At 46.6% G+C, this 19292-nt stretch carries 20 protein-coding genes, 1 tRNA gene and 1 pseudogene; 15 read left to right on the top strand and 7 right to left on the bottom strand.

Annotation, left to right across the window (positions count from 1 at the left end; translation table 11 throughout):
- On the bottom strand, positions 1–248 hold a 248-nt coding region (locus tag WJQ40_RS02110; RefSeq protein WP_337537741.1), incomplete at its 3' end, for a recombinase family protein.
- A gap of 57 nt (positions 249–305) precedes the next feature.
- Between WJQ40_RS02110 and WJQ40_RS02105 the strand changes: the two genes are divergently transcribed.
- From WJQ40_RS02105 to WJQ40_RS02080, 6 genes are all read left to right on the top strand, one after another.
- Positions 306–1880 (top strand): helicase HerA-like domain-containing protein, encoded by a 1575-nt coding sequence (locus WJQ40_RS02105; RefSeq protein ID WP_337537740.1) that lies wholly within the window; start codon positions 306–308, stop codon positions 1878–1880.
- A gap of 163 nt (positions 1881–2043) precedes the next feature.
- A complete protein-coding gene (locus WJQ40_RS02100; RefSeq protein WP_337537739.1) occupies positions 2044–3198 on the top strand; it encodes a PLP-dependent aspartate aminotransferase family protein in 1155 nt (384 codons plus the stop codon).
- A gap of 17 nt (positions 3199–3215) precedes the next feature.
- Complete coding sequence (locus tag WJQ40_RS02095) at positions 3216–4400, top strand: MalY/PatB family protein (RefSeq protein WP_337537738.1); 1185 nt, start codon at positions 3216–3218, stop codon at positions 4398–4400.
- 100 nt (positions 4401–4500) lie between these two features.
- A complete protein-coding gene (cysK, locus tag WJQ40_RS02090) occupies positions 4501–5436 on the top strand; it encodes a cysteine synthase A (protein WP_337537737.1) in 936 nt (311 codons plus the stop codon).
- Positions 5437–5580: 144 nt separating this feature from the next.
- Positions 5581–6354, top strand: a complete 774-nt coding sequence (locus WJQ40_RS02085) for a tRNA threonylcarbamoyladenosine dehydratase (protein ID WP_337537736.1) — start codon at positions 5581–5583, stop codon at positions 6352–6354.
- 4 nt (positions 6355–6358) lie between these two features.
- On the top strand, positions 6359–7528 hold the full coding sequence (locus tag WJQ40_RS02080; RefSeq protein WP_337537742.1) for an ATP-binding protein: 1170 nt from the start codon (positions 6359–6361) through the stop codon (positions 7526–7528).
- Here the strand turns inward: WJQ40_RS02080 and WJQ40_RS02075 are convergent.
- The 5 genes and pseudogenes from WJQ40_RS02075 to WJQ40_RS02055 all read right to left on the bottom strand — a co-directional run.
- Positions 7485–8933 carry a M20/M25/M40 family metallo-hydrolase gene (locus WJQ40_RS02075; protein WP_337537735.1) on the bottom strand — a complete coding sequence of 483 codons (1449 nt, stop codon included), beginning with the start codon at positions 8931–8933 and terminating at the stop codon, positions 7485–7487. The two genes, WJQ40_RS02080 and WJQ40_RS02075, sit on opposite strands and share 44 nt — an antisense overlap.
- Positions 8930–9643, bottom strand: a complete 714-nt coding sequence (locus WJQ40_RS02070) for a hypothetical protein (RefSeq protein WP_337537734.1) — start codon at positions 9641–9643, stop codon at positions 8930–8932. The genes WJQ40_RS02075 and WJQ40_RS02070 overlap by 4 nt, the downstream gene beginning before the upstream one ends.
- A gap of 15 nt (positions 9644–9658) precedes the next feature.
- Positions 9659–10414 carry a DUF5058 family protein gene (locus tag WJQ40_RS02065; protein WP_337537733.1) on the bottom strand — a complete coding sequence of 252 codons (756 nt, stop codon included), beginning with the start codon at positions 10412–10414 and terminating at the stop codon, positions 9659–9661.
- A gap of 21 nt (positions 10415–10435) precedes the next feature.
- Positions 10436–10822, bottom strand: coding sequence for a TetR family transcriptional regulator (locus WJQ40_RS02060; RefSeq protein WP_337537732.1), 387 nt, complete (start codon positions 10820–10822; stop codon positions 10436–10438).
- 137 nt (positions 10823–10959) lie between these two features.
- Positions 10960–11160 (bottom strand): annotated as a pseudogene (locus tag WJQ40_RS02055) (SPASM domain-containing protein); the annotation flags it as partial.
- Positions 11161–11499: 339 nt separating this feature from the next.
- On the opposite strand from WJQ40_RS02055, the gene WJQ40_RS02050 reads away from it, so the two are divergent.
- On the top strand, positions 11500–12267 hold the full coding sequence (locus tag WJQ40_RS02050) for a hypothetical protein (protein ID WP_262575059.1): 768 nt from the start codon (positions 11500–11502) through the stop codon (positions 12265–12267).
- Between the two features lie 204 nt (positions 12268–12471).
- Here the strand turns inward: WJQ40_RS02050 and WJQ40_RS02045 are convergent, their stop codons facing one another.
- Entirely contained in the window at positions 12472–13383 is a 912-nt protein-coding gene (locus WJQ40_RS02045) for an AraC family transcriptional regulator (protein WP_337537731.1), read from the bottom strand.
- A gap of 109 nt (positions 13384–13492) precedes the next feature.
- Here WJQ40_RS02045 and WJQ40_RS02040 point away from each other — a divergent pair, with 109 nt between their 5' ends.
- From WJQ40_RS02040 to WJQ40_RS02005, 8 genes are all read left to right on the top strand, one after another.
- On the top strand, positions 13493–14875 hold the full coding sequence (locus tag WJQ40_RS02040; RefSeq protein ID WP_337537730.1) for an MATE family efflux transporter: 1383 nt from the start codon (positions 13493–13495) through the stop codon (positions 14873–14875).
- Positions 14862–15686: a Cof-type HAD-IIB family hydrolase gene (locus WJQ40_RS02035; protein WP_337537729.1), complete on the top strand. Its 825-nt coding sequence runs from the start codon at positions 14862–14864 to the stop codon at positions 15684–15686. Before WJQ40_RS02040 ends, WJQ40_RS02035 begins: the two co-directional genes overlap by 14 nt.
- Positions 15687–15817: 131 nt before the next feature.
- Positions 15818–15890: transfer RNA gene (locus WJQ40_RS02030), tRNA-Thr, on the top strand.
- A 218-nt stretch (positions 15891–16108) separates the two neighbouring features.
- Complete coding sequence (locus WJQ40_RS02025) at positions 16109–16519, top strand: PBECR2 nuclease fold domain-containing protein (protein WP_337537728.1); 411 nt, start codon at positions 16109–16111, stop codon at positions 16517–16519.
- Between the two features lie 195 nt (positions 16520–16714).
- The gene (locus tag WJQ40_RS02020) at positions 16715–17344 is read left to right on the top strand and encodes a histidine phosphatase family protein (protein ID WP_337537727.1); all 630 of its coding nucleotides are present in this window, start codon (positions 16715–16717) and stop codon (positions 17342–17344) included.
- A 12-nt stretch (positions 17345–17356) separates the two neighbouring features.
- Entirely contained in the window at positions 17357–18007 is a 651-nt protein-coding gene (locus WJQ40_RS02015) for an MATE family efflux transporter (RefSeq protein ID WP_337402670.1), read from the top strand.
- The gene (locus WJQ40_RS02010; RefSeq protein ID WP_337402672.1) at positions 17940–18416 is read left to right on the top strand and encodes a hypothetical protein; all 477 of its coding nucleotides are present in this window, start codon (positions 17940–17942) and stop codon (positions 18414–18416) included. The genes WJQ40_RS02015 and WJQ40_RS02010 overlap by 68 nt, the downstream gene beginning before the upstream one ends.
- Positions 18388–19143: a hypothetical protein gene (locus WJQ40_RS02005; RefSeq protein ID WP_337402675.1), complete on the top strand. Its 756-nt coding sequence runs from the start codon at positions 18388–18390 to the stop codon at positions 19141–19143. The genes WJQ40_RS02010 and WJQ40_RS02005 overlap by 29 nt, the downstream gene beginning before the upstream one ends.
- The last annotated feature ends 149 nt before the right edge of the window (positions 19144–19292 follow it).

Genomic DNA, 19292 nt, shown 5'->3' with positions numbered 1-19292 from the left:
TACTCCACATTCCCGGCTTCCACTTCTTTCATCATTGCTAAAAATCCGGGACGGTCAAAGCAGGTGCCGCTAATGCCATCGTCCGTGAAATGGACAATGTTTGTAAAACCCTGCCGTGCGGCGAACTCCTCCAACATTGCTTTTTGATTGGATATGGAGTTGCTCTCACGCTGCTGGTCATCATCTTTGCCAAAGTCATCACGGCTCAGTCGTTCGTACAGAGCAGTGATTTTCTCGTTTTTTCTCATAACTTGCGCTCCTTTCTTCGGTTTTAGGTTGTGTGTTCTAAGAGACTTCCCAACCGCTTGATTAAGAAGTCTTTTAGAGCATACAACACCGGGGAAGAAAAGGTATTTATCTATCCCCAAATGGCAAACCGCCACGGTATGATCGCGGGTGCTACGGGAACCGGTAAGACTATTACCTTAAAAGTACTGGCAGAGTCCTTCAGCGACTGTGGTGTTCCGGTCTTTCTGGCAGACGTGAAGGGTGACCTTGCAGGTATGTGTCTTGAGGGGGAAAACAGTGAGAATATCAGAAGCCGTGTAGAAAAGCTTGGACTTTCTGAACTTGGATTTTCCCTGAAAAAGTACCCTGTCAATTTCTTTGATATTTATGGAGAGAAGGGCATGCCTCTTCGTACGACAGTATCTGAAATGGGACCGCTCCTGCTGTCACGGATCCTTGATCTGAATGACACCCAGACGGATATCCTGACTGTCATCTTTAAGATCGCAGATGATCAGGAGCTGCTTCTGATCGATACCAAGGATCTGAAAGCCATGCTGCAGTATGTGGGTGACAATGCAAAGGAGTTTTCCCTGACCTATGGCAATATTTCCAGGCAGAGCCTTGGAGCCATTATCAGGGCAATCATCGCACTGGAGGCAGAGGGAGCAGAGCTCTTCTTTGGGGAGCCTGCATTAGATATCAGGGACTGGCTGAGCACAGACAATACGGGACGTGGCAGGATCCAGATCCTGGATTGTCAGAAGCTCATTGGACGTCCTGCCATGTATGCCACCTTCCTGCTCTATATGATGTCTGAGCTGTTTGAAACACTGCCGGAAACAGGTGATGCAGAAAAGCCGAAAATGGTCTTTTTCTTTGATGAAGCCCATATGCTTTTTAATACAGCGCCAAGGGTACTGCTTGAGAAGGTGGAACAGATGGTGAAGCTGATCCGCTCTAAGGGGGTCGGCATTTACTTTGTAACCCAGAGTCCCAAGGATATTCCGGATGGCGTGCTTGCCCAGCTTGGCAATAAGATCCAGCATGCCCTTCATGCCTATACACCGGCAGAGCAGAAGAAGGCGAAGGCAGCTGCAGCATCCTTCCGGGAAAATCCGGAGTTTGATACTTATGAAACATTGACAAGCCTTGGAATTGGAGAAGCACTGATCTCTGTGCTGGACGAAGAAGGGATCCCGACTGTAGTGAAGAAATGTAAGATCCTGCCGCCACAGAGCCGGATGGGTGCCATTACGGATGCAGAGAGAGAAAGGGAGATCAGAGAGAGCCTTCTTTACAGCAAATATGAGGAAAATTTTGACAGGGATTCTGCTTATGAATTTCTGCAGAGAAAATCACTGACAGATGCAGCAGAAGCGCAGAAGGCAAAAGAAGAGGCTGAGGCGAAAAAGCTTCAGGCGAAGGAGGAAGCAGCTCTTCAGAAGCAGAAGGAAAAGGAAGCGGAGCGCCAGAGGAAGAGAACAAGATCTGCAGTCAATCAGGTGGCAGGCAGTGCGGCCGGGACAATAGGAAGAGAGATCGGGAATACTCTCGGCAAATCCGTAGGTGGCAGCTTTGGGAAGAAGCTTGGCGGTAATGTAGGAGCCTCTCTTGGGAGGGGACTGATGAAGACTCTGTTTAAAATGTAGGATAAAAAGAAAAGGGAAAACGGCAGCGGTTCTGCAGAGAAGCAGAAGACACTGCCGTTTTCTGTATTCTCTCGTTTACAGGATAAATGCGCTGTGCTATAATCAGAAGAAAATAAGCATAGTATACCGATAGGAATTATGTATATAAAGGAGGATAAACAAAATGGAATATACAGTAGAAACAAGATGTCTGCATCTTGAAGAAGAAAAGAATAAGGATAAAGATTTTGGGTCAGTCAGTTTTCCTATTTACCAGACGGCAACCTTCGCCCACTACGGAGTAGGAAGAAGCACCGGCTATGATTATACGAGAATGCAGAATCCAACGAGAGAACAGCTTGAAAGGATTGTGGCTTCACTGGAGGGCGGTTGTGATGCTATTGCCTTTGCCAGCGGTATGGCAGCCATTGCTGCTCTTATGGAATGCTTTAAGCCTGGCGATCATCTGATCGTAGACGGTGATCTTTACGGTGGTACGATCAGGCTTTTCAACAGCGTCTGTAAAAACAAGGGGATTGAGATCACAGCCATTGAACTGGCAAAGGAAGATCCCCTTCCCTACATAAAGGAAAATACAAAGGCAGTTTATGTGGAAACCCCCACCAATCCCATGATGAATATAACTGATATAAAAAAGCTCTCGGAGATCACGAAGGAAAAAGGTCTGCTTCTGATCGTGGATAATACCTTCCTGTCTCCGTACTTCCAGAATCCACTGTCACTGGGCGCTGATATTATTGTGCACAGCGGCACCAAATATCTTGGAGGACACAACGACACGATCGCCGGCTTCCTTGTGACAAACAGAGAGGATGTTAAAGAGCAGCTCCGGTTCTTCTACAAGACGACAGGAGCTGCACTGGCACCCTTTGACAGCTGGCTGATCCTGCGTGGTATTAAGACACTGGCTGTCCGGATGGAGCGTGCACAGGAAAATGCCATGGCGGTTGCAGAGTGGCTGAAGGGACAGAGCTGCGTGACAAAGGTTCTTTATCCGGGACTGCCAGAGCATCCGGGATATGAAGTGATGAAAAAGCAGGCAAGAGGCTTTGGTGGGATGCTTTCCTTTGAGGTGGACACAACTGAGCGTGCACAGGGGATTCTGGAGCATGTCAAGCTGATCCAGTTTGCGGAGAGCCTTGGCGGTACGGAAAGCCTGATCACTTATCCGGTGACACAGACCCATGCAGATGTACCGAAGGACAAGCTCCTTGAAAATGGAATTACTGACAGAGTACTGCGGCTTTCTCTGGGGATCGAGGGAAAGGAGGATCTGATCGCAGATCTTGCGCAGGCCTTCACAGCTGCATCAAAGTAAAAGGGAGGAAGAAGAGAATGAGTGAAAGAAATCTTGATTTTGATGCACCGGTAGAACGTAAGGGTACGGACTGCCTGAAGTATGATTTTGCCGTAGAAAGAGGAATGCCAGCGGATATATTGCCTTTGTGGGTGGCAGATATGGATTTCAGGATAAGCTCCTATATCCAGGATGCCCTGGCTGCTCAGGCTGCTCACGGAATCTATGGCTACAGCGATTCCAAAGAGGATTATTTTGCAGCGGTCAGGGACTGGATGAAAAAGAAGCATGGATGGCAGGTGGAAGAAAAGTGGCTGGTCAAGACACCGGGTGTAGTATTTGCCCTTGCTATGGCAGTGAGAGCCTTCACAAAAGAGGGAGAGGCTGTCATGATCCAGCAGCCGGTCTATTATCCCTTCAGCAGCGTGATCAAAGACAATGGCAGGAAGCTTGTCAGTAACACACTGGTACAGAAGGAGGATGGTCATTATGAAATGGATCTTGCTGATTTTGAACGTAAGGTAAAGGAGGAAAAGGTGAAGCTCTTTTTCCTCTGTAATCCTCATAATCCGGTGGGAAGAGTCTGGGACAGAGAAAGTCTCCTTGAAATTGGGAGAATCTGTGTGGAAAATCATGTTGTCGTAGTCAGTGATGAAATCCATGCAGACTTTATCTTTGAAGGAACGCATCAGGTATTTGCAGATCTGAGCGATAAAATCAGGGATATCAGTGTGACCTGTACGGCACCCAGCAAGACCTTTAATATCGCAGGACTTCAGGTATCCAATATTTTCATTGCAAATGACAGCCTGAGAAGGCGGTTTGTCAAGGAAATCTCAGCGGCCGGCTACAGTCAGGTCAATGCATCTGGACTTGTGGCCTGCAGGACAGCCTACGCACAGGGGGAGGAATGGTATCAGGGCATGATGGCTTATGTCAGGGCCAATATCGATTTTGCAGAGCAGTATATCAGGGAACAGATCCCGGAGATCAGGATGAGAAAGCCGGAAGGAACCTATCTTCTCTGGCTTGATTTCAGAAGGCTTTCCCTGACAAGCGAGGAGCTGGAGGATCTGATTGTCAGAAAGGCAGGTCTGTGGCTTGACAGTGGGGCTATTTTCGGAGCCTGTGGAGAGGGATTTCAGCGGATCAATGCAGCCTGTACAAGGGTTACCCTGGCAGAGGCGCTAGGGCGGATCAAAAATGCAATAAAAAATTCTTAAATTCCTATTGACATACTAGGAAAAGAGATGTATGATATCCTCAACAGATAAACATAGTATTCATACTAAGATAGTATAGAATAAAGCGGAGGATGAAAAAGTGAGTAAAATTGTAGAAAGTTCATTAGAATTAGTTGGAAAGACACCCCTTCTTAAATTAAACCGTTATACTGCAAAGAATGGCATCACTGATGCAACCATTCTTGCCAAGCTGGAGTACTTAAATCCTGCAGGATCTATGAAGGATCGTATCGCCCTTGCCATGATCGAGGATGCAGAGAAGAAGGGAATCCTGAAGGAAGGCGCTACCATTATTGAGCCTACCAGTGGAAATACCGGTATTGGTCTGGCAGCAGTTGCAGCAGCCAGGGGCTATAAGGCGATCCTGACACTGCCTGAGACCATGAGCGTTGAAAGAAGAAATCTGTTGAAGGCATATGGTGCAGAGCTTGTACTGACAGACGGCTCCAAGGGTATGAAGGGTGCCATTGCCAAGGCTGAAGAATTAAAGGAAAGCATTCCGGGATCTGTGATCCTCGGACAGTTCGTAAATCCTGCAAACCCTGCAGTGCACAAGGCTACCACAGGTCCTGAGATCTGGGATCAGACGGACGGTAAGGTTGATATTTTCGTAGCTGGTGTAGGTACCGGCGGAACCATTACCGGTGTTGGTGAATATCTGAAGGAGCAGAATCCTGATGTGAAGATCGTAGCAGTTGAGCCGGCGACAAGCCCTGTTCTTTCCAAAGGAACACCCGGTGCTCACAAGATCCAGGGAATCGGTGCAGGCTTTGTACCGGATGTCCTGAATACCAAGGTATATGATGAAGTCATCACCATTGAGAATGAAGATGCTTTTGCAGAGGGCAGGAAGTTTGCTGTCAGTGAAGGAATCCTTGTAGGTATTTCTTCCGGTGCAGCTTTGAAGGCAGCAGGAATCCTTGCGTCAAGACCGGAGAATAAGGGGAAGACCATCGTAGTCCTGCTTCCCGATTCCGGAGACAGATATCTGTCTACTCCTTTATTTGCAGAATAAAAAGAATAAAAAGAAGTACGTGAAACCAGTGATGACGGATCAGCCTGAATAGAAAGGGGATCCGTCATCTTGCTGTGTGTAAAACACATTGCCAGCAAGGAAAGTAGATGTTACAATGAGCATTGCAACGGAGGAAATAAATCAATGTTAAATCAGTTTTCAAGAACAGAGCTTTTACTGGGAAGAGAAGCCCTCGAGCGTCTGGAGAAGACCCATGTGGCAATCTTTGGAATCGGAGGTGTAGGAGGCTATGTGGCAGAAGCACTTGTCAGGAGCGGTGTAGGAAGCTTTACGCTGGTGGATGATGATAAGATCTGTCTGACTAATCTGAACCGTCAGATCATAGCAACCAGGCAGACTATAGGAAAATACAAAACAGAAGTGATGAAGGAGAGGATCCTTTCTATTAATCCACAGGCACAGGTGAATGTGTATAACTGCTTTTTCCTGCCGGAGAATGCCGGGGATTTTGATTTTACTTCCTATGATTATGTAGTAGATGCGGTAGATACCGTAACCGCAAAGATCCAGATCATCATGCAGGCAAAGGAAGCAGGCGTTCCGGTGATCAGCTGTATGGGAGTTGGAAACAAGCTGAATCCCACAGAGCTGTGCATTGAAGATATTTACAAGACGAGTGTCTGCCCGCTTGCAAAGGTAATGCGGCGTGAATTAAAGAAGCGGGGTGTAAAGAAGCTGAAGGTGCTGTATTCCAGGGAAGAGGCCATGAAGCCGGTCGAGGATACACAGAACAGCTGCAGAACACACTGTGTCTGTCCACCCGGGACCCAGAGGACATGTACTGTCAGACGGGCCATTCCGGGAAGCACTTCCTTTGTACCGTCTGCAGCTGGTCTTATCATTGCTTCAGAGGTAGTGAAGGATCTGACAGGGATCAGACATGATAAAAAGGGTTGAGAACATGGAAAGAAAAACGATACAGGCTCTGATAGAGGATGCAGGGGAAAAGCTGGTCATTGATATCAGAAGTGAAGAAGACTACAAAAGAGAAACCTATCCGGGTGCCATTCATATTTTCCATGAGGATTTCATGGATGAGCTTGACAGAGTACCAAAGGACAGACCGGTCTACCTGATCTGTTATACGGGTCAGAAGAGTGATGATATTGCAGAGGAGCTGTCAGGGCAGGGCTATGAGATCTACAGTATAGATGGCGGCTTTCATTCTTATCTTCGTTATAAGCTGCAGAAGCTGATGGAAAAGGAAGAGGATAAGCTGGACCGCTGCAAGGAAGCAGAGCGGAGCATAGTCAAGAAATTCCGTAAGGAGATCTGGCGTAAATTTACCAAAGCGATCAATGAATATGAACTGATCCAGGATGGGGATAGGATCGCTGTCTGTATATCAGGCGGTAAGGATTCCATGCTGATGGCCAAGCTTTTTCAGGAGCTTGAGCGTCATGGAAAAAAGAATTTTGAAGTAGTATATCTCGTGATGAACCCCGGCTATAATGAACTGAATTATCAGACGATCCTGAATAATGCAAAGCTTTTGGAGGTGCCGGTCACTGTTTTTAAAACGGAGATCTTTGACACGGTAGCGGATATCACAGAATCTCCCTGCTATCTGTGCGCCCGTATGAGAAGAGGCTATCTGTACAGCAAGGCAAAGGAGCTTGGCTGTAATAAGATCGCACTTGGACATCACTTTGATGATGTGATCGAAACGATCCTGATGGGTATGCTCTATGGAGCACAGATCCAGACGATGATGCCAAAGCTTCACAGCACCAATTTCGAAGGCATGGAACTGATCAGGCCGCTGTACCTGATCCGGGAAGCGGATATCATCAAATGGATGCACTATAATGAACTGCACTTTATCCAGTGTGCCTGCAGGTTTACAGAGAACTGTGCATCCTGCGGCGGCACAGAAAAGGGTTCTAAACGGGCTGAGATCAAGGAACTGATCCGTGAGCTTGCCGAAAAGAACCCTGTGATTGAAAAGAATATTTTCCGCAGTGTGGAAAATGTAAATTTAAGTACTGTAATTGCTTATAAGCAGGATGGGGTCACCCATCATTTCCTTACTTCTTACGCTGGGCACGGATCAGATTCTGATAAAAGCTGACTGCGCCCGGCAGACAGTTGTAAACAATATTTTCATTCAGGCCATGCATGCCTTTCATCTGCTCAGGACCATAAATAACAGGAGCAAAGCGGATACAGCTGTCACAGATACACTGATAGAACTGGGCATCTGTAGCGCCGGTCATGACGTAGGGACTGACAGGAAGACCCGGAAAGGTCTCTGCGATCACAGACTCAATCTGACGGAAGGCAGAGCCGTTTATATCAACCGGCGTGGAATAATCATTGGCATGCAGTACTTCCATCGTAAGACCATATTTTGAAGCGAGCTTTTCCATAATGGAAAGGCTTTCTTTTTGTCCCTGATGGGGGATAAAACGCATGTTGGCACTGACACTTGCCTCCTGTGGGATCACATTGCAGGCATCGGAGCCGGACTGCATGGTAAAGGCAATTGTAGTCTGCAGCATAGCACCGGCCTGGGCACTGATGCTGCCAAGGAGTGGCTTTAATACCGGAGAAAAGAGCCAGAGATTGCCAAATACCAGCTTTAATGGGAAGGGGGCATAAGGAGCCAGCTTCCGGAACATGGCAGATACCTCAGGTGAAAATCTGCGCTGAAAGGGAGTATGCTTTTCGACTTCATTGACAAAGGCAGCAAGTCTTGGAATGGGGGTGTTTTTGCCGGGAGCACTGGCATGCCCACCTGTGGACCTGGCAGTAAATTTCACATCTGCCTTGCCCTTTTCAAAAACACCGACCATGGCAAAATTACCCCTGATACCACCGATCGGATCGGTAATGATGCCGCCGCCTTCATCACAGACCAGAAAAAGGCGGATGCCTCTTTTCTGCAGCTCAGCTACGATCTTTGGAGCGCCGTCACCGCCCCACTCTTCTGTGCAGGAGGAAGCCAGATAAACATCACAGGCGGGTGTATAGCCTTCAGCAAGCAGCTCTTCCACAGCCTGGAAAAAGGCCATGACAGAACATTTGGTGTCGGAGGCGCCTCTTCCCCAGACCTTTCCGTCCGCAATGTCACCAGAAAAAGGAGCATGGCTCCATTCACCCTCTGCAGGGACCACATCCTGATGGCTCATCAGAAGGATTGGGTTTTCGCGGCTTTCTCCCTTCCAGTAATAGAGAAGGTTTCCATCGATCACTGTTTTTTCAAGCTGTTTGTGGACGAGTGGAAACAGCTCCTCCAGGAGCTTGTGGAAGCTGAGAAATTTTTCCTCTTCATGGACTCCTGCATGTGAGGTTGTATCATACTGGATCATCCGGGAAAGCTTTTCTGCAAGCATCCTGGCTTTTTCTGTTTCCTTTGGTGCGGTATAGGAGGACTTCCTTGAAGGAATCAGAAGGGTATGGATCACAGCGATAAGCAGCAGAACAATAAGAAGAACAAGGACTGCTGCAAGGATCAGTAAAATTGTTTTCATCATTTGTCACCTGCTTTCATATGGAGATCAGTTTCCTGTGCCAGAGCCTTTGCCCTTTGACGGTAGAAGAGAAAAGCGATACCGATCGCAAGACCGCCGGAAGGAATGATCATAAAACTGGTGGAACCTGTCAGGGAGGGGATCAGGATAAACAAAAGGCTCATCAGGACAAGAGGAGCGGCTGCAATTTTCAGGTTTCCGCGGAAATACTTATAGGCCATGGCACCAAACAGGGCTGGCACTACATTTTCGAAAGCGGGCTGCAGCACTTCGCTCTGTAAAACAGGCTGGAGCGGCACCAGTAAAAGGACGCCGAGAGCCAGTACCAGAATCGTAACAAGGGAAGAGGCTGCAATGGAAAGAGTGGAGATGATCTCATTTTCCGGGGTACCGCTTTTGGCTCCAACCTGATCCCTGGCATTGATGGCACAGGGGATCTTCATGTTGATCAGATTTCCCGTGATAAAGGCCAGATAGCCGCCGCCTGCACCCAGCATGGGCGTATAAACAAGAAATTCCACGATACTGCTCACAAACCAGATAATTCCTACAGAAAGGAAGCCTTTGCCAACGGCAGGAAGGTCTGGCATGGCACCAAGGAACAGACCGATCATAAAGGGAGCGCCAACCAGAAGAACCAGTGTGATAACGGAAAAGACTCTTCCGAGGATATGGGTCCCGGCATTGTATTTTTCAAAAGATTCGTTATTCATGTAAGATTCGCCTCCTTATAAGTACAGATTTGCTAAGACAGCGGCTGCCATGCCAAGGAGCATGCTGCCGGCAATGGAGAAGCTGTCGATCCAGACCTTTTTCTTCTTTTCAGAAAGATACAGGCAAAGTGCCATGGCAAGGCCGGAAACCGCAACTACGATAAGGGGAAGGATACTTCCGGAAAAAGTAAACAGACCATTTCCAGAAACAAAGCCGCCGATGTAGCTGCCGATATAAGCAGAAACAAGTCCAATGAACATGGCACTCATCGCATGATCACCAAAGCCGCCATGAGCGCTTCCTTTCTTAGTGTTTTTCTGCAGCTTTTTCAGATAACCTTTGTTGAAAATAACGGAAAGCACCATTCCCCAGATGATACAGATACTCATAAGAAGAGCAATGGTAACAAAATTCTGGGGTGTCATTTCACGGGCGGAGAGCGAGGTCATACCAACCTGTTCCGCTGCTGCCTGGGCAACCTGGGTTTCATAGTGCAGGGCGCCGATCACAGAAAGCCTGAGCCAGGGCCATGGGGTACCAAGGCTTCCGGACAGGGCGATCACACCAAGCAGGATGCCGACACTTGGCAGCACCGAAAAGGTGGCGCTTGACAGGATCACCTGCTTTAACCTGGTCCGATCCATGCCAATGGAGACACCGGCCCGGTAAGCGCGGATAAGAAAAACGATGCATACGACGGCAACAAAGGCAATAATGCCGCCACAGATCCCATACAAAGGGACGCTGTTCAGTAAAGACAGAATGTTCATGGGAAATCCTCCTTGATAAGGTTAGTTCATGCCGGAAGCGGGATGACCGTTTGTGCGGAGAACTGTCCGGAAGGTACCGGCAAACAGAAGATGCCTTTCAAAGCGCTCCCGGTTTCCGGAGTTCCATATGTGAAGCAGCGCACGTTTGTTACGGTCCAGTTCTTCTGAGATTTCCAGAAGACAGTCACTGACGTTTAGGTCACTGGGGATCAGCTGTATAATGTCATCCAGCATCTGGACAATGATCGCTTCCAAAAGGGAAGGAATGTCCTGAAAGTGATAATAGAAGGAATTACGGTTGATCTGACAGTCATCTACGATCATTTTCACGGTGATATTGGATAACGGGGTCTCATTGAGAAGCTTCAGAAACGAAGCTTCAATCGCCTTTTTAGTGAAAGAAGGCATATCCTCACTCCTTTGACGGTTTCTTTTCCCTCATCTTACCATTTTGACAGAGAGATATCAAATAAATTCCGGAAGGAAGCCCAAGGATAAAAGGTATGATCGTAGAGCAGAAGCGGAAAACCAGGATGGCAGGCACTTTCCGGACTTTCCAGCATAGCACAGGGACGAAGGTGATTTTCATTGAAGGGCTGTGCTTTCTGGTAAGCCTTAAACAGTGGCTGGCTTAAGGCATCAAGGAGTGACATGTCATGGATGTTGGCATTGGAATAATGGATAAATACACAGGGTTCAACATCTCCGTTTGGATTGATATGACAATAGAACCGGCCACCGGCAATATTTGTGCCTTGAGTATAGATCACAGGATTCTTCGGTGTTCTCCTCCTGCTAAGGCCTGCAGAAGGGATACAGACAGTGATGCTGCTTCTTGGATGCTCCATGTTCTTAGAGGGGATTCAGAATCTGTGCGTGGCACTTTGTACGACGAGAGTGGCTGCCAGTTTGTCAGAAAAATAATTGCCCGTGCCTCTTTTTATGTGTATAATAATATAAGTATCAGTTCTGGGAAGAGTGCGGCATGCCGTATTGCCAGTGTCTAGGTTCAAACACATATTATCCCGTAGAACACTTGGCAGCTGATACTATAAAATACAGGATTATACGGTAAGGGGGAGCAAATGAGAATCGAATGTGAATGGTGTGGTGCATGGATCAATGATTTTGACAAAACATGTCCAAACTGTGGTGGTGTCAACAGTCATTATGTAAGGCAGGCCAATGATATTCCGCAGACGATAGAGGAATTAAAGGCATGGGCGAAAGAGATGAAGCTGCCGCTTGATGAGATGCGGACATTTATCGGGGAGGATTACAAGGGGGCTAAGGCATTTGGTATTTATAAGGATGAAAAGGATGGCACCTTTGTAGTATATAAGAATGGTGCAGACGGCAAAAGGATGGTCCGTTATAAGGGCGATGATGAAGCCTATGCCGTAAACGAGCTGTATACGAAGATGAAGGAGCGGGTTGCTATCCAGAAGGCAGGGCAGAGAGCAGCGAGCGTTAATAAAGGATCGGCAGCAAATCAGAAAAGTGCAGCAGCGCAGAAGCCTGTCAGTCATAACAGCAGCTCGGGAGACAGGAACAATAATAAGGGGAGACTGGGACTCTATATATTGATCGCCCTGATCGTTATTGGAATCGGATCCTGTGGTCTTCTTTTCAGTGACAGCTCTTCAGATTATTCTGGCAGCAGCTATAATTATGAAAGTAATTATGATGATTATAATGACAGTGATGATGGCAGCTATGATTACAGTGATGACAGCAGCTACGACAGCAGTGATGATGACAGCTCCTGGGATTCCAGCTGGGATTCGGACTCGAGCTGGGATTCAGATTCCAGCTGGGACTCCGGATATGATGACTGGGGATCAGACTGGTAGAAAAATATAAACGTATTCCGAGAGGTCAACCACTTTGTGGGCGGTTGTTTCTCTTTATGTTTATTTTCTTGAAAGCATATTCTGATGCTGTGTTCCAAAAGTGGAGGAGATGATATTGTGAATGGGTACCGTCGGTTAAAGGAGTATGCAGATGCCAATGGCTTTAAAATCACTGGAAATTCCACCTGAAATGACATCATAGGATCACCCGGGCAGCTGAATGGCAGATAAATTCAGCCGTCTGTACTCGGTTGGTGTCATTCCCATCAGTTCCCGGAACTGTTTGGTATAGTGGCTTGGGCTCGCAAAGCCGTATTCAAAGGCCACATCGGTCACAGGGGAATCGCAGACCAGCAGCTTGGCTGCAGAGGTATAGATCCGTTTCCGGCGGACATATTCCATGGGGCGGTAATGCAGATAGCGTTGAAAGATCCGCTGACATTCCCGCTCACAGATGTTGACGCTGCCGGCAAGCTCGGCAACACCAAAGGATTCTGAGAGATGACGGTCAATAAAAAGTAACATTTGCTTCATATGCTGTTCCTGTATGGAAGAAGCTTTTGCCCCGGAAACGGGGCTTATTTTTTGATTCAGAAACAGCAGGATTTTGGAAAGAGCAGTCCGGACATCGAATTCATAGCCGGGATTCTCATTTCTGCAGGCTTCAAAAGCCAGAGAAAAATTATCATAAAAAGGAGCATCTTCTTTGCAGGGGGTAAACTGAAGGTAGGGAATCCCGCTTTCCAGCAGAGGACGGACGCAGGAGGTATCAAAAACGCTTCCGGGGGCACCACCAACAATACCGGTATCGAAAACGAAGGAATGATAAGTGCATGGTGAGGCATCGACAGGAGTGAAGGAGTGCAGAATGTCCGAATTGATAAAGCAGCCTTCTCCTTCCCTGACCAGATATTCCTGATCTTCAATGCCGATCCGAACCTGCCCTCTGGTGGAAATGAAAACTTCCATTTCCTGATGCCAGTGGGCAATGATACAGTCAGTTGCATATTGGTGGATATCTCCATCATTGGCAGTCAGGTTAAAGGGACGCAGGTGCCCTGAGGGGATCTCCTTTCCCTGAAAATCAACGGTAACATAATTTCGTGTCTGAATCATAGAGATGAACCTCTTTTGTCGCTTTTGTTATAGTATACACCGCTTTTGGAAAAGCAGAAAGCCTTCTTTTTCGTTACAATGTAGAAAAAAGAAGGAAAGCAGGATTACGATGGAAAAGACAAAAGAAGCACGTGTTCTTGATATGACAGGGGGAAATTCTTTCCGGCTGTTACTGGTATTTGCTATGCCGTTGTTCATGGGAAACCTGTTACAACAGCTGTATAATCTGGCAGATACCGCCATAGCAGGGCATCTGCTAGGAGATAGTGCCCTGGCTCAGATAGGAGTTACCTCCGCACTGTACAGTCTGCTGACCAACTTTGCATTTGGAATGAATAACGGGCTGGCACTTTCTGTCAGCAGAAGCTTTGGGGCAGGAAATCAGAAAAGACTCAGACAGTCGGTATGCTGGATGACAATACTGTCCACGAGCTTTGCTTTTCTTATGATGATTTTGTTTTTGCTGCTTCGAAGTCCCATTCTTGTGGCTATGCAGGTGCCTGAGGATACGCTGCAGCCTGCGCTTCAGTACTTTACGATCATACTTCTTGGTATACCATTTACTATGGCTTATAATATGGAATCAGCCATGCTGCAGTCGGTAGGAAACAGTATTGCACCACTTTTCTTTTTACTGGCAAGCAGTATTCTGAATGTGATATTGGATATTTTGTTTATGGGACCTTTTCATTTTGGAATCCGGGGAGCTGCAGCAGCGACCATATTGTCGCAGGCAGTCAGTGCACTGCTGGCATTTATCCTGATTCTGAAAAGGTATCCACAGCTTCACTTTTCTGCTAAGGACAGGCATACGGGAAAGGACTTTGTAGCAGGCATGCTTGGAGCCGGGATGAGTATGGCGCTGATGAGTGCTATTTATAATATAGGAAGTGTTGTGCTTCAGGGCAGTATCAATGCTCTAGGAAATCTGTATATTACAGCCCAGGTAGGCGGCAGAAAGCTGGCAGAGCTATTTTATATTCCCGGGATTGCGCTTGGAACCAGCACAGCCACGTATGTCAGTCAGAATGTGGGAGCCGGGAAGAGAAGCAGGATCGGCAGGGGCATGCTTTCTGCAATTGCTCTGTACGGAGCATGGTGGATCATAGCGCTTTTGTTTACAATCTTTGGGGCAGAGGATGCGGTCAGGATGATCACGGGAAGTGATAACAGTGAGGTGATACGGAATGGAGCGCTGTATCTGCAGATCAGTATTCCCATGATACCGCCCATGGCAGTGCTTGTGATCGTCAGAAACGGCCTGCAGGGCATGGGACATTCCGTATCGCCACTGATCTGCAGCAGCCTGGAGCTGATCGGCAAGGTGGTATTTGCACTTTTTGTAGTTCCAGTGTATGGTTATTTCGCAGTGTGTATCTGCGAACCGGTGACCTGGGTTGTATGCTGTATATTTATTCTGGTGTTCCTTTTTCTGGTACGGAGGGAACTGAATGATACCACAGAGGGAGATTATATAAATGAAACCATATAAGATGATCGCATTTGATATGGATGGAACGCTGCTGAACAGTCAGAAGGAAATTTCAGAAAAGACTGTTGCTGCAATGAAAAGAGCCATGGATCATGGATTTACTGTAGTGCTGAATACCGGACGCTGTATGGCAGAGCTGTATAAGTATTTTGATGTTGTCGATATTCCTTATGTAAATTCTGTCAGCGGTGCACTGGTGCTTGACAGGCGGCAGAACAGGGCTGTTTTTGAAAAAGGGCTTACACCGGAGCTGGCAGAGCAGGTGCTGGCGATCGCAGCCAAAGAAGATGTGATGATTCATATTCTGACTGAAAAATCTATTGTACAGAAGGATGCCATAGCTAAGATGGACTATTATCAGATGGGCATTTACAGAGGTATGTTTGAAAAGGTGACAGACCAGTGGGAGTCCCTGATAGAGACCTATCTGACAGATCCTTTTCCTGTAGCAAAAATAAATCTTTATCATCCGTCTACAGAAGCAAGAGAGAAAACAAGAGCGCTGATCTGTGAAGCAGGTCTGCCGGTAGAACTGGCAAATTCTGAGATCGCATCTCTGGAGATCTCGGCGGAGGGAATCCATAAGGGGATTGGTCTGCAGGGGCTTTGTGATTATCTGAAGATCCCCATGTCCCGGACTGTTGTCGTAGGCGATGCAGACAATGATATCGGGGCACTTAAGATGGCGGGAATTTCAGTTGCCATGGGAAACGCCAGTGAGAAGATCAAGAAAATCTGTGATGTAACAGTGGCGGATAATGACCATGACGGCTGCAGGGAGGCCATTGAGAGGTTCCTGTTTCAGGAATAAGGAGGAGGGTAGATGGCTGAATTTGCTGACGGAATTTGCAGGAAAAATTTCAGTTGGGAAATTCCTGAAATGGGAGTTGACAAAGCATTTTAGGCCATGCTATAATACAATTCGTTGGTGTAAAACCACAGGCTGCTGTGGCTCAGTCGGTAGAGCGTCGCATTGGTAGTGCGGAGGTCACGGGTCCGATTCCCGTCAGCAGCTTTCTAAAACCCTTGATTACTCAAGGGTTTTTATTTTTTGTGTTGTATTTCGTGTTGCATTTTGTCAAAGTGCAGCAGGGTCATGTCGTTATATTTCTGCGTATACTCTTCGATTGTTCCTCTGTAAATAGTTGTGAGCATATGTATTATATGTGAATTGAAACGGGAAAATACAAAGAATCAAAGAAAAATATTGCATAAGAACATGAAACTGTTAAAATGGATATATCAGCAGATAAAAGGAATATTGAAGTGTACATAATAGGCAAAATCAATCGAGAAATATATAAGTGTATCACTGAAGACATTGTAACGGATGAAGTGATAATAACGGATAATCAAATTCAACACATTAAAGATAGGCATCCAGAGGTTTATGATAGGGTATTAAGTAATATAGAGGAAGCTATTAGAATTCCTGATTATATTATTAGGGATAAGCACGAATACACGGGATTAGTTGTTAAACGAATAAAAACTGAAAATGGGGTTTTACAAGTGGTATTGAGACTGTGCACATCAGAAGATGAACAGGGATATAAGAATTCCGTCATTTCCTGCTGGGAACTTAGTGAGAGGAGATTGCAGAACTACTTGCGAAATAAAGAAATTCTTTACAGACGAGAATAAACAGGGTATAATGTGGATACAATAAGAGGAGAACTATCTGAGGTGGTAAAATTCGTTGCAACCACGCACCCTATGGGTCAAAAGAGATGCAGGAGAGGCGACGCCTGCCAGATGGTTCTTCGCTTATAAAAAGGTTTACAAGGTAACCATTGCACATATGCAGTGGTATTTTTTTGCAGGAAAAAGGAGCTTACAATGGAACTCTACTTGATCCGTCATGGAGAAACCGATTATAATAAAGAAAGAAAAATTCAGGGGAGCTGCGACATCCCACTGAATGAATATGGAAGAGAGCTTGCCAGGGAAACCGCAGAAGGGCTTAAGGATATTCCCTTTGATGTGATCTTTACTTCCCCTTTATGCAGGGCCAGGGAAACCGCAGAGTGGATCGCAAGGGGAAGACAGATCCCGGTTTATGAGGATAAAAGGCTGCAGGAGATCTGCTTTGGCGAGTATGAAGGACTCTGCTGTGGCAGGAAGGGGTACAATATTCCCGATGGAGGAGCTTTTTTTAATACCTTCTTCTTTGATACAGAGAATTACCAGACACCACCAGGAGGCGAAAGCTTTGAGGATGTGATCAGCAGAACAGGGGCATTCCTAACAGAGCTGCTTCAAAAAAAAGAATATCAGGACAAAACAGTGCTTCTGTCCACCCATGGATGTGCACTGAAGGCAATATTGGCGAATATTTATCATACGCCTGTTGCAGAGTTTTGGGGTGAGGGTGTGCACAAAAACTGTGCAGTGACCCATCTTTCTGTAAAAGGTACAGAGTTTCAGATGATAGAAGAAGGAAAAATCTATTATACACCACGGAAGTAATGAGGTGATCAGATGCAAAAGGATATGACAAAGGGGAATCCGATGCCGATCATTCTGCAGTTTACATGGCCGCTCTTTTTAGGAAATGTATTCCAGCAGGTTTATAATGCGGTAGATTCCATGATCGTTGGAAGGTTTGTAGGTTCCGGTGCGCTGGCAGCTGTCGGTTCCACAGGAACGATCATGTTTCTGGTGATCGGTGCGGCAACAGGATTGTCCACAGGCTTTACTGTGCTGACCAGTCAGCGCTATGGGATCCATGATGAAGAGGGAATTAAGAAAAGTGTAGCAAATGGAATGCTGTTGTCGGCGGCCGTTATTATATTGATGACAGTATCTTCACTGCTTGGAATGAAGGGGATACTGCGTCTCCTTAACACACCGGAAAATATATTTGAGGATGCTTACACCTATATTTCCATTATCTGTGCGGGAATTATTGCCAGTGTGGCATATAATTTTTTCAGTGCATGTCTGAGGGCAATCGGGAACAGCAAAGTACCGCTGGTAACACTGATCTTTTCCGCCTGCCTGAACGTAGTGCTGGATCTTGCACTGATCGTGGGGTTAAAAATGGGAGTGGCAGGTGCAGCACTTGCCACGATTATTTCTCGAGGTAGACAGGATCAAAAAAGGTGTCAACGCCGCATTGCTGGTAGATAGCGTTTATTCTGTCATAGCAGGACTGGTAGCATATCTGGGGCTGCCTGTTCTTTTGAAATTTTTCTTCGAGAGCGGAACGGATATGACACAGATCATGTTCTATGCCAAGCGATATACGGTGCTTTGTATTCTTTTTTATATTCCGCTGTGTGTGATCTTTATTTTCAGAAATACCATGCAGGGCTGCGGTTATGGGTTCCTGCCTATGATGGGCGGTGTGGTAGAGCTGCTTGCAAGGCTGCTCTGCGCAGTGATCGCCATGAGGGTGATGAGTTATTCTCTTGCTGTATTCTGTGATCCGGCAGCATGGCTTGCAGCGGGCATCTTTACTATGGTATCCTATTTCCATGTCATAAAAAAGATAGAAAAGAGAAAAGAGCTTGGAAGTACAGGTACGGCTGCAAAATAATTACATACAGGTCCTGCGGGAAGAAAACGGAGCAAAGACCTTTGGCGGAGACCAGGGATTCTTTGCAAAGACGGCGCAGGCAGACAAGAAGGAGAAGCGAAAGAGGAGCAGTGGCTGTGGGGTCATTGCTCTTTCCGATATGCTGTTTTATCTGGGAAGAAAAAGAAAGGAGCTGCAGATATGGCCTTCTTCCTTTTATGAACAGAAGGAGCTGACGGAAGCAGAGTACAGGAAATGGTTTGCAGAAAGCTACCGGATGCTGCTTGGAATCCCTTTTTCCTCAGGCGTCAGCAGTCTTTGGATGACTTTCCGGATCAACCTTTTTTTTCAAAAGAGAAAAAGTCCTTACCGGGCATTCTGGGGGTTTAGGATTTCACGGATCCATGAAAGAACCATGCAGATGCTGCAGCAGGATATCCCGGTTATCCTCTGTATCCCGGTGATGCTGCTTCCATGGGACAAAAGGGACGGGATCCGGTTTTACGGAAAAGAGGAGCTGGAAAATGGGAAAATTTCTGGCAGCAAGGCACAGGTAAGCGGACATTTTGTAGTAGTGACGGGTATTTTGTCAGAAAAAGAAGAACTGTATTATGAAATATCCTCATGGGGAAGGAAGTATTATATGAAGAGAAAAGATTATGAGAAACTTTGCAGATCTCATTTTCTCGGTAATATACTGGGCAATATCCTTGTGATCACTGCCCGGAAAGGACTTTCCTGGAATTGAGACAATACAGCATAATAAAGGATCCACATGGGGAGCCGGCAGGGAGGGCAGTCAACGGACTGTTCTCTTTTTTATATTACAGGTCAGGAAAAGCGTTTCATAAAAAATCTGCAGGAATCATAGGATTCCTGCAGAATGAAATTTTGAAG

Origin of the sequence: Suilimivivens sp. (genome assembly GCF_037359455.1) — a bacterium.
In the GTDB taxonomy this organism is placed as follows: Bacteria; Bacillota; Clostridia; order Lachnospirales; family Lachnospiraceae; genus Suilimivivens; species Suilimivivens aceti.
This window is presented reverse-complemented; position numbering and strand designations above follow the sequence as displayed.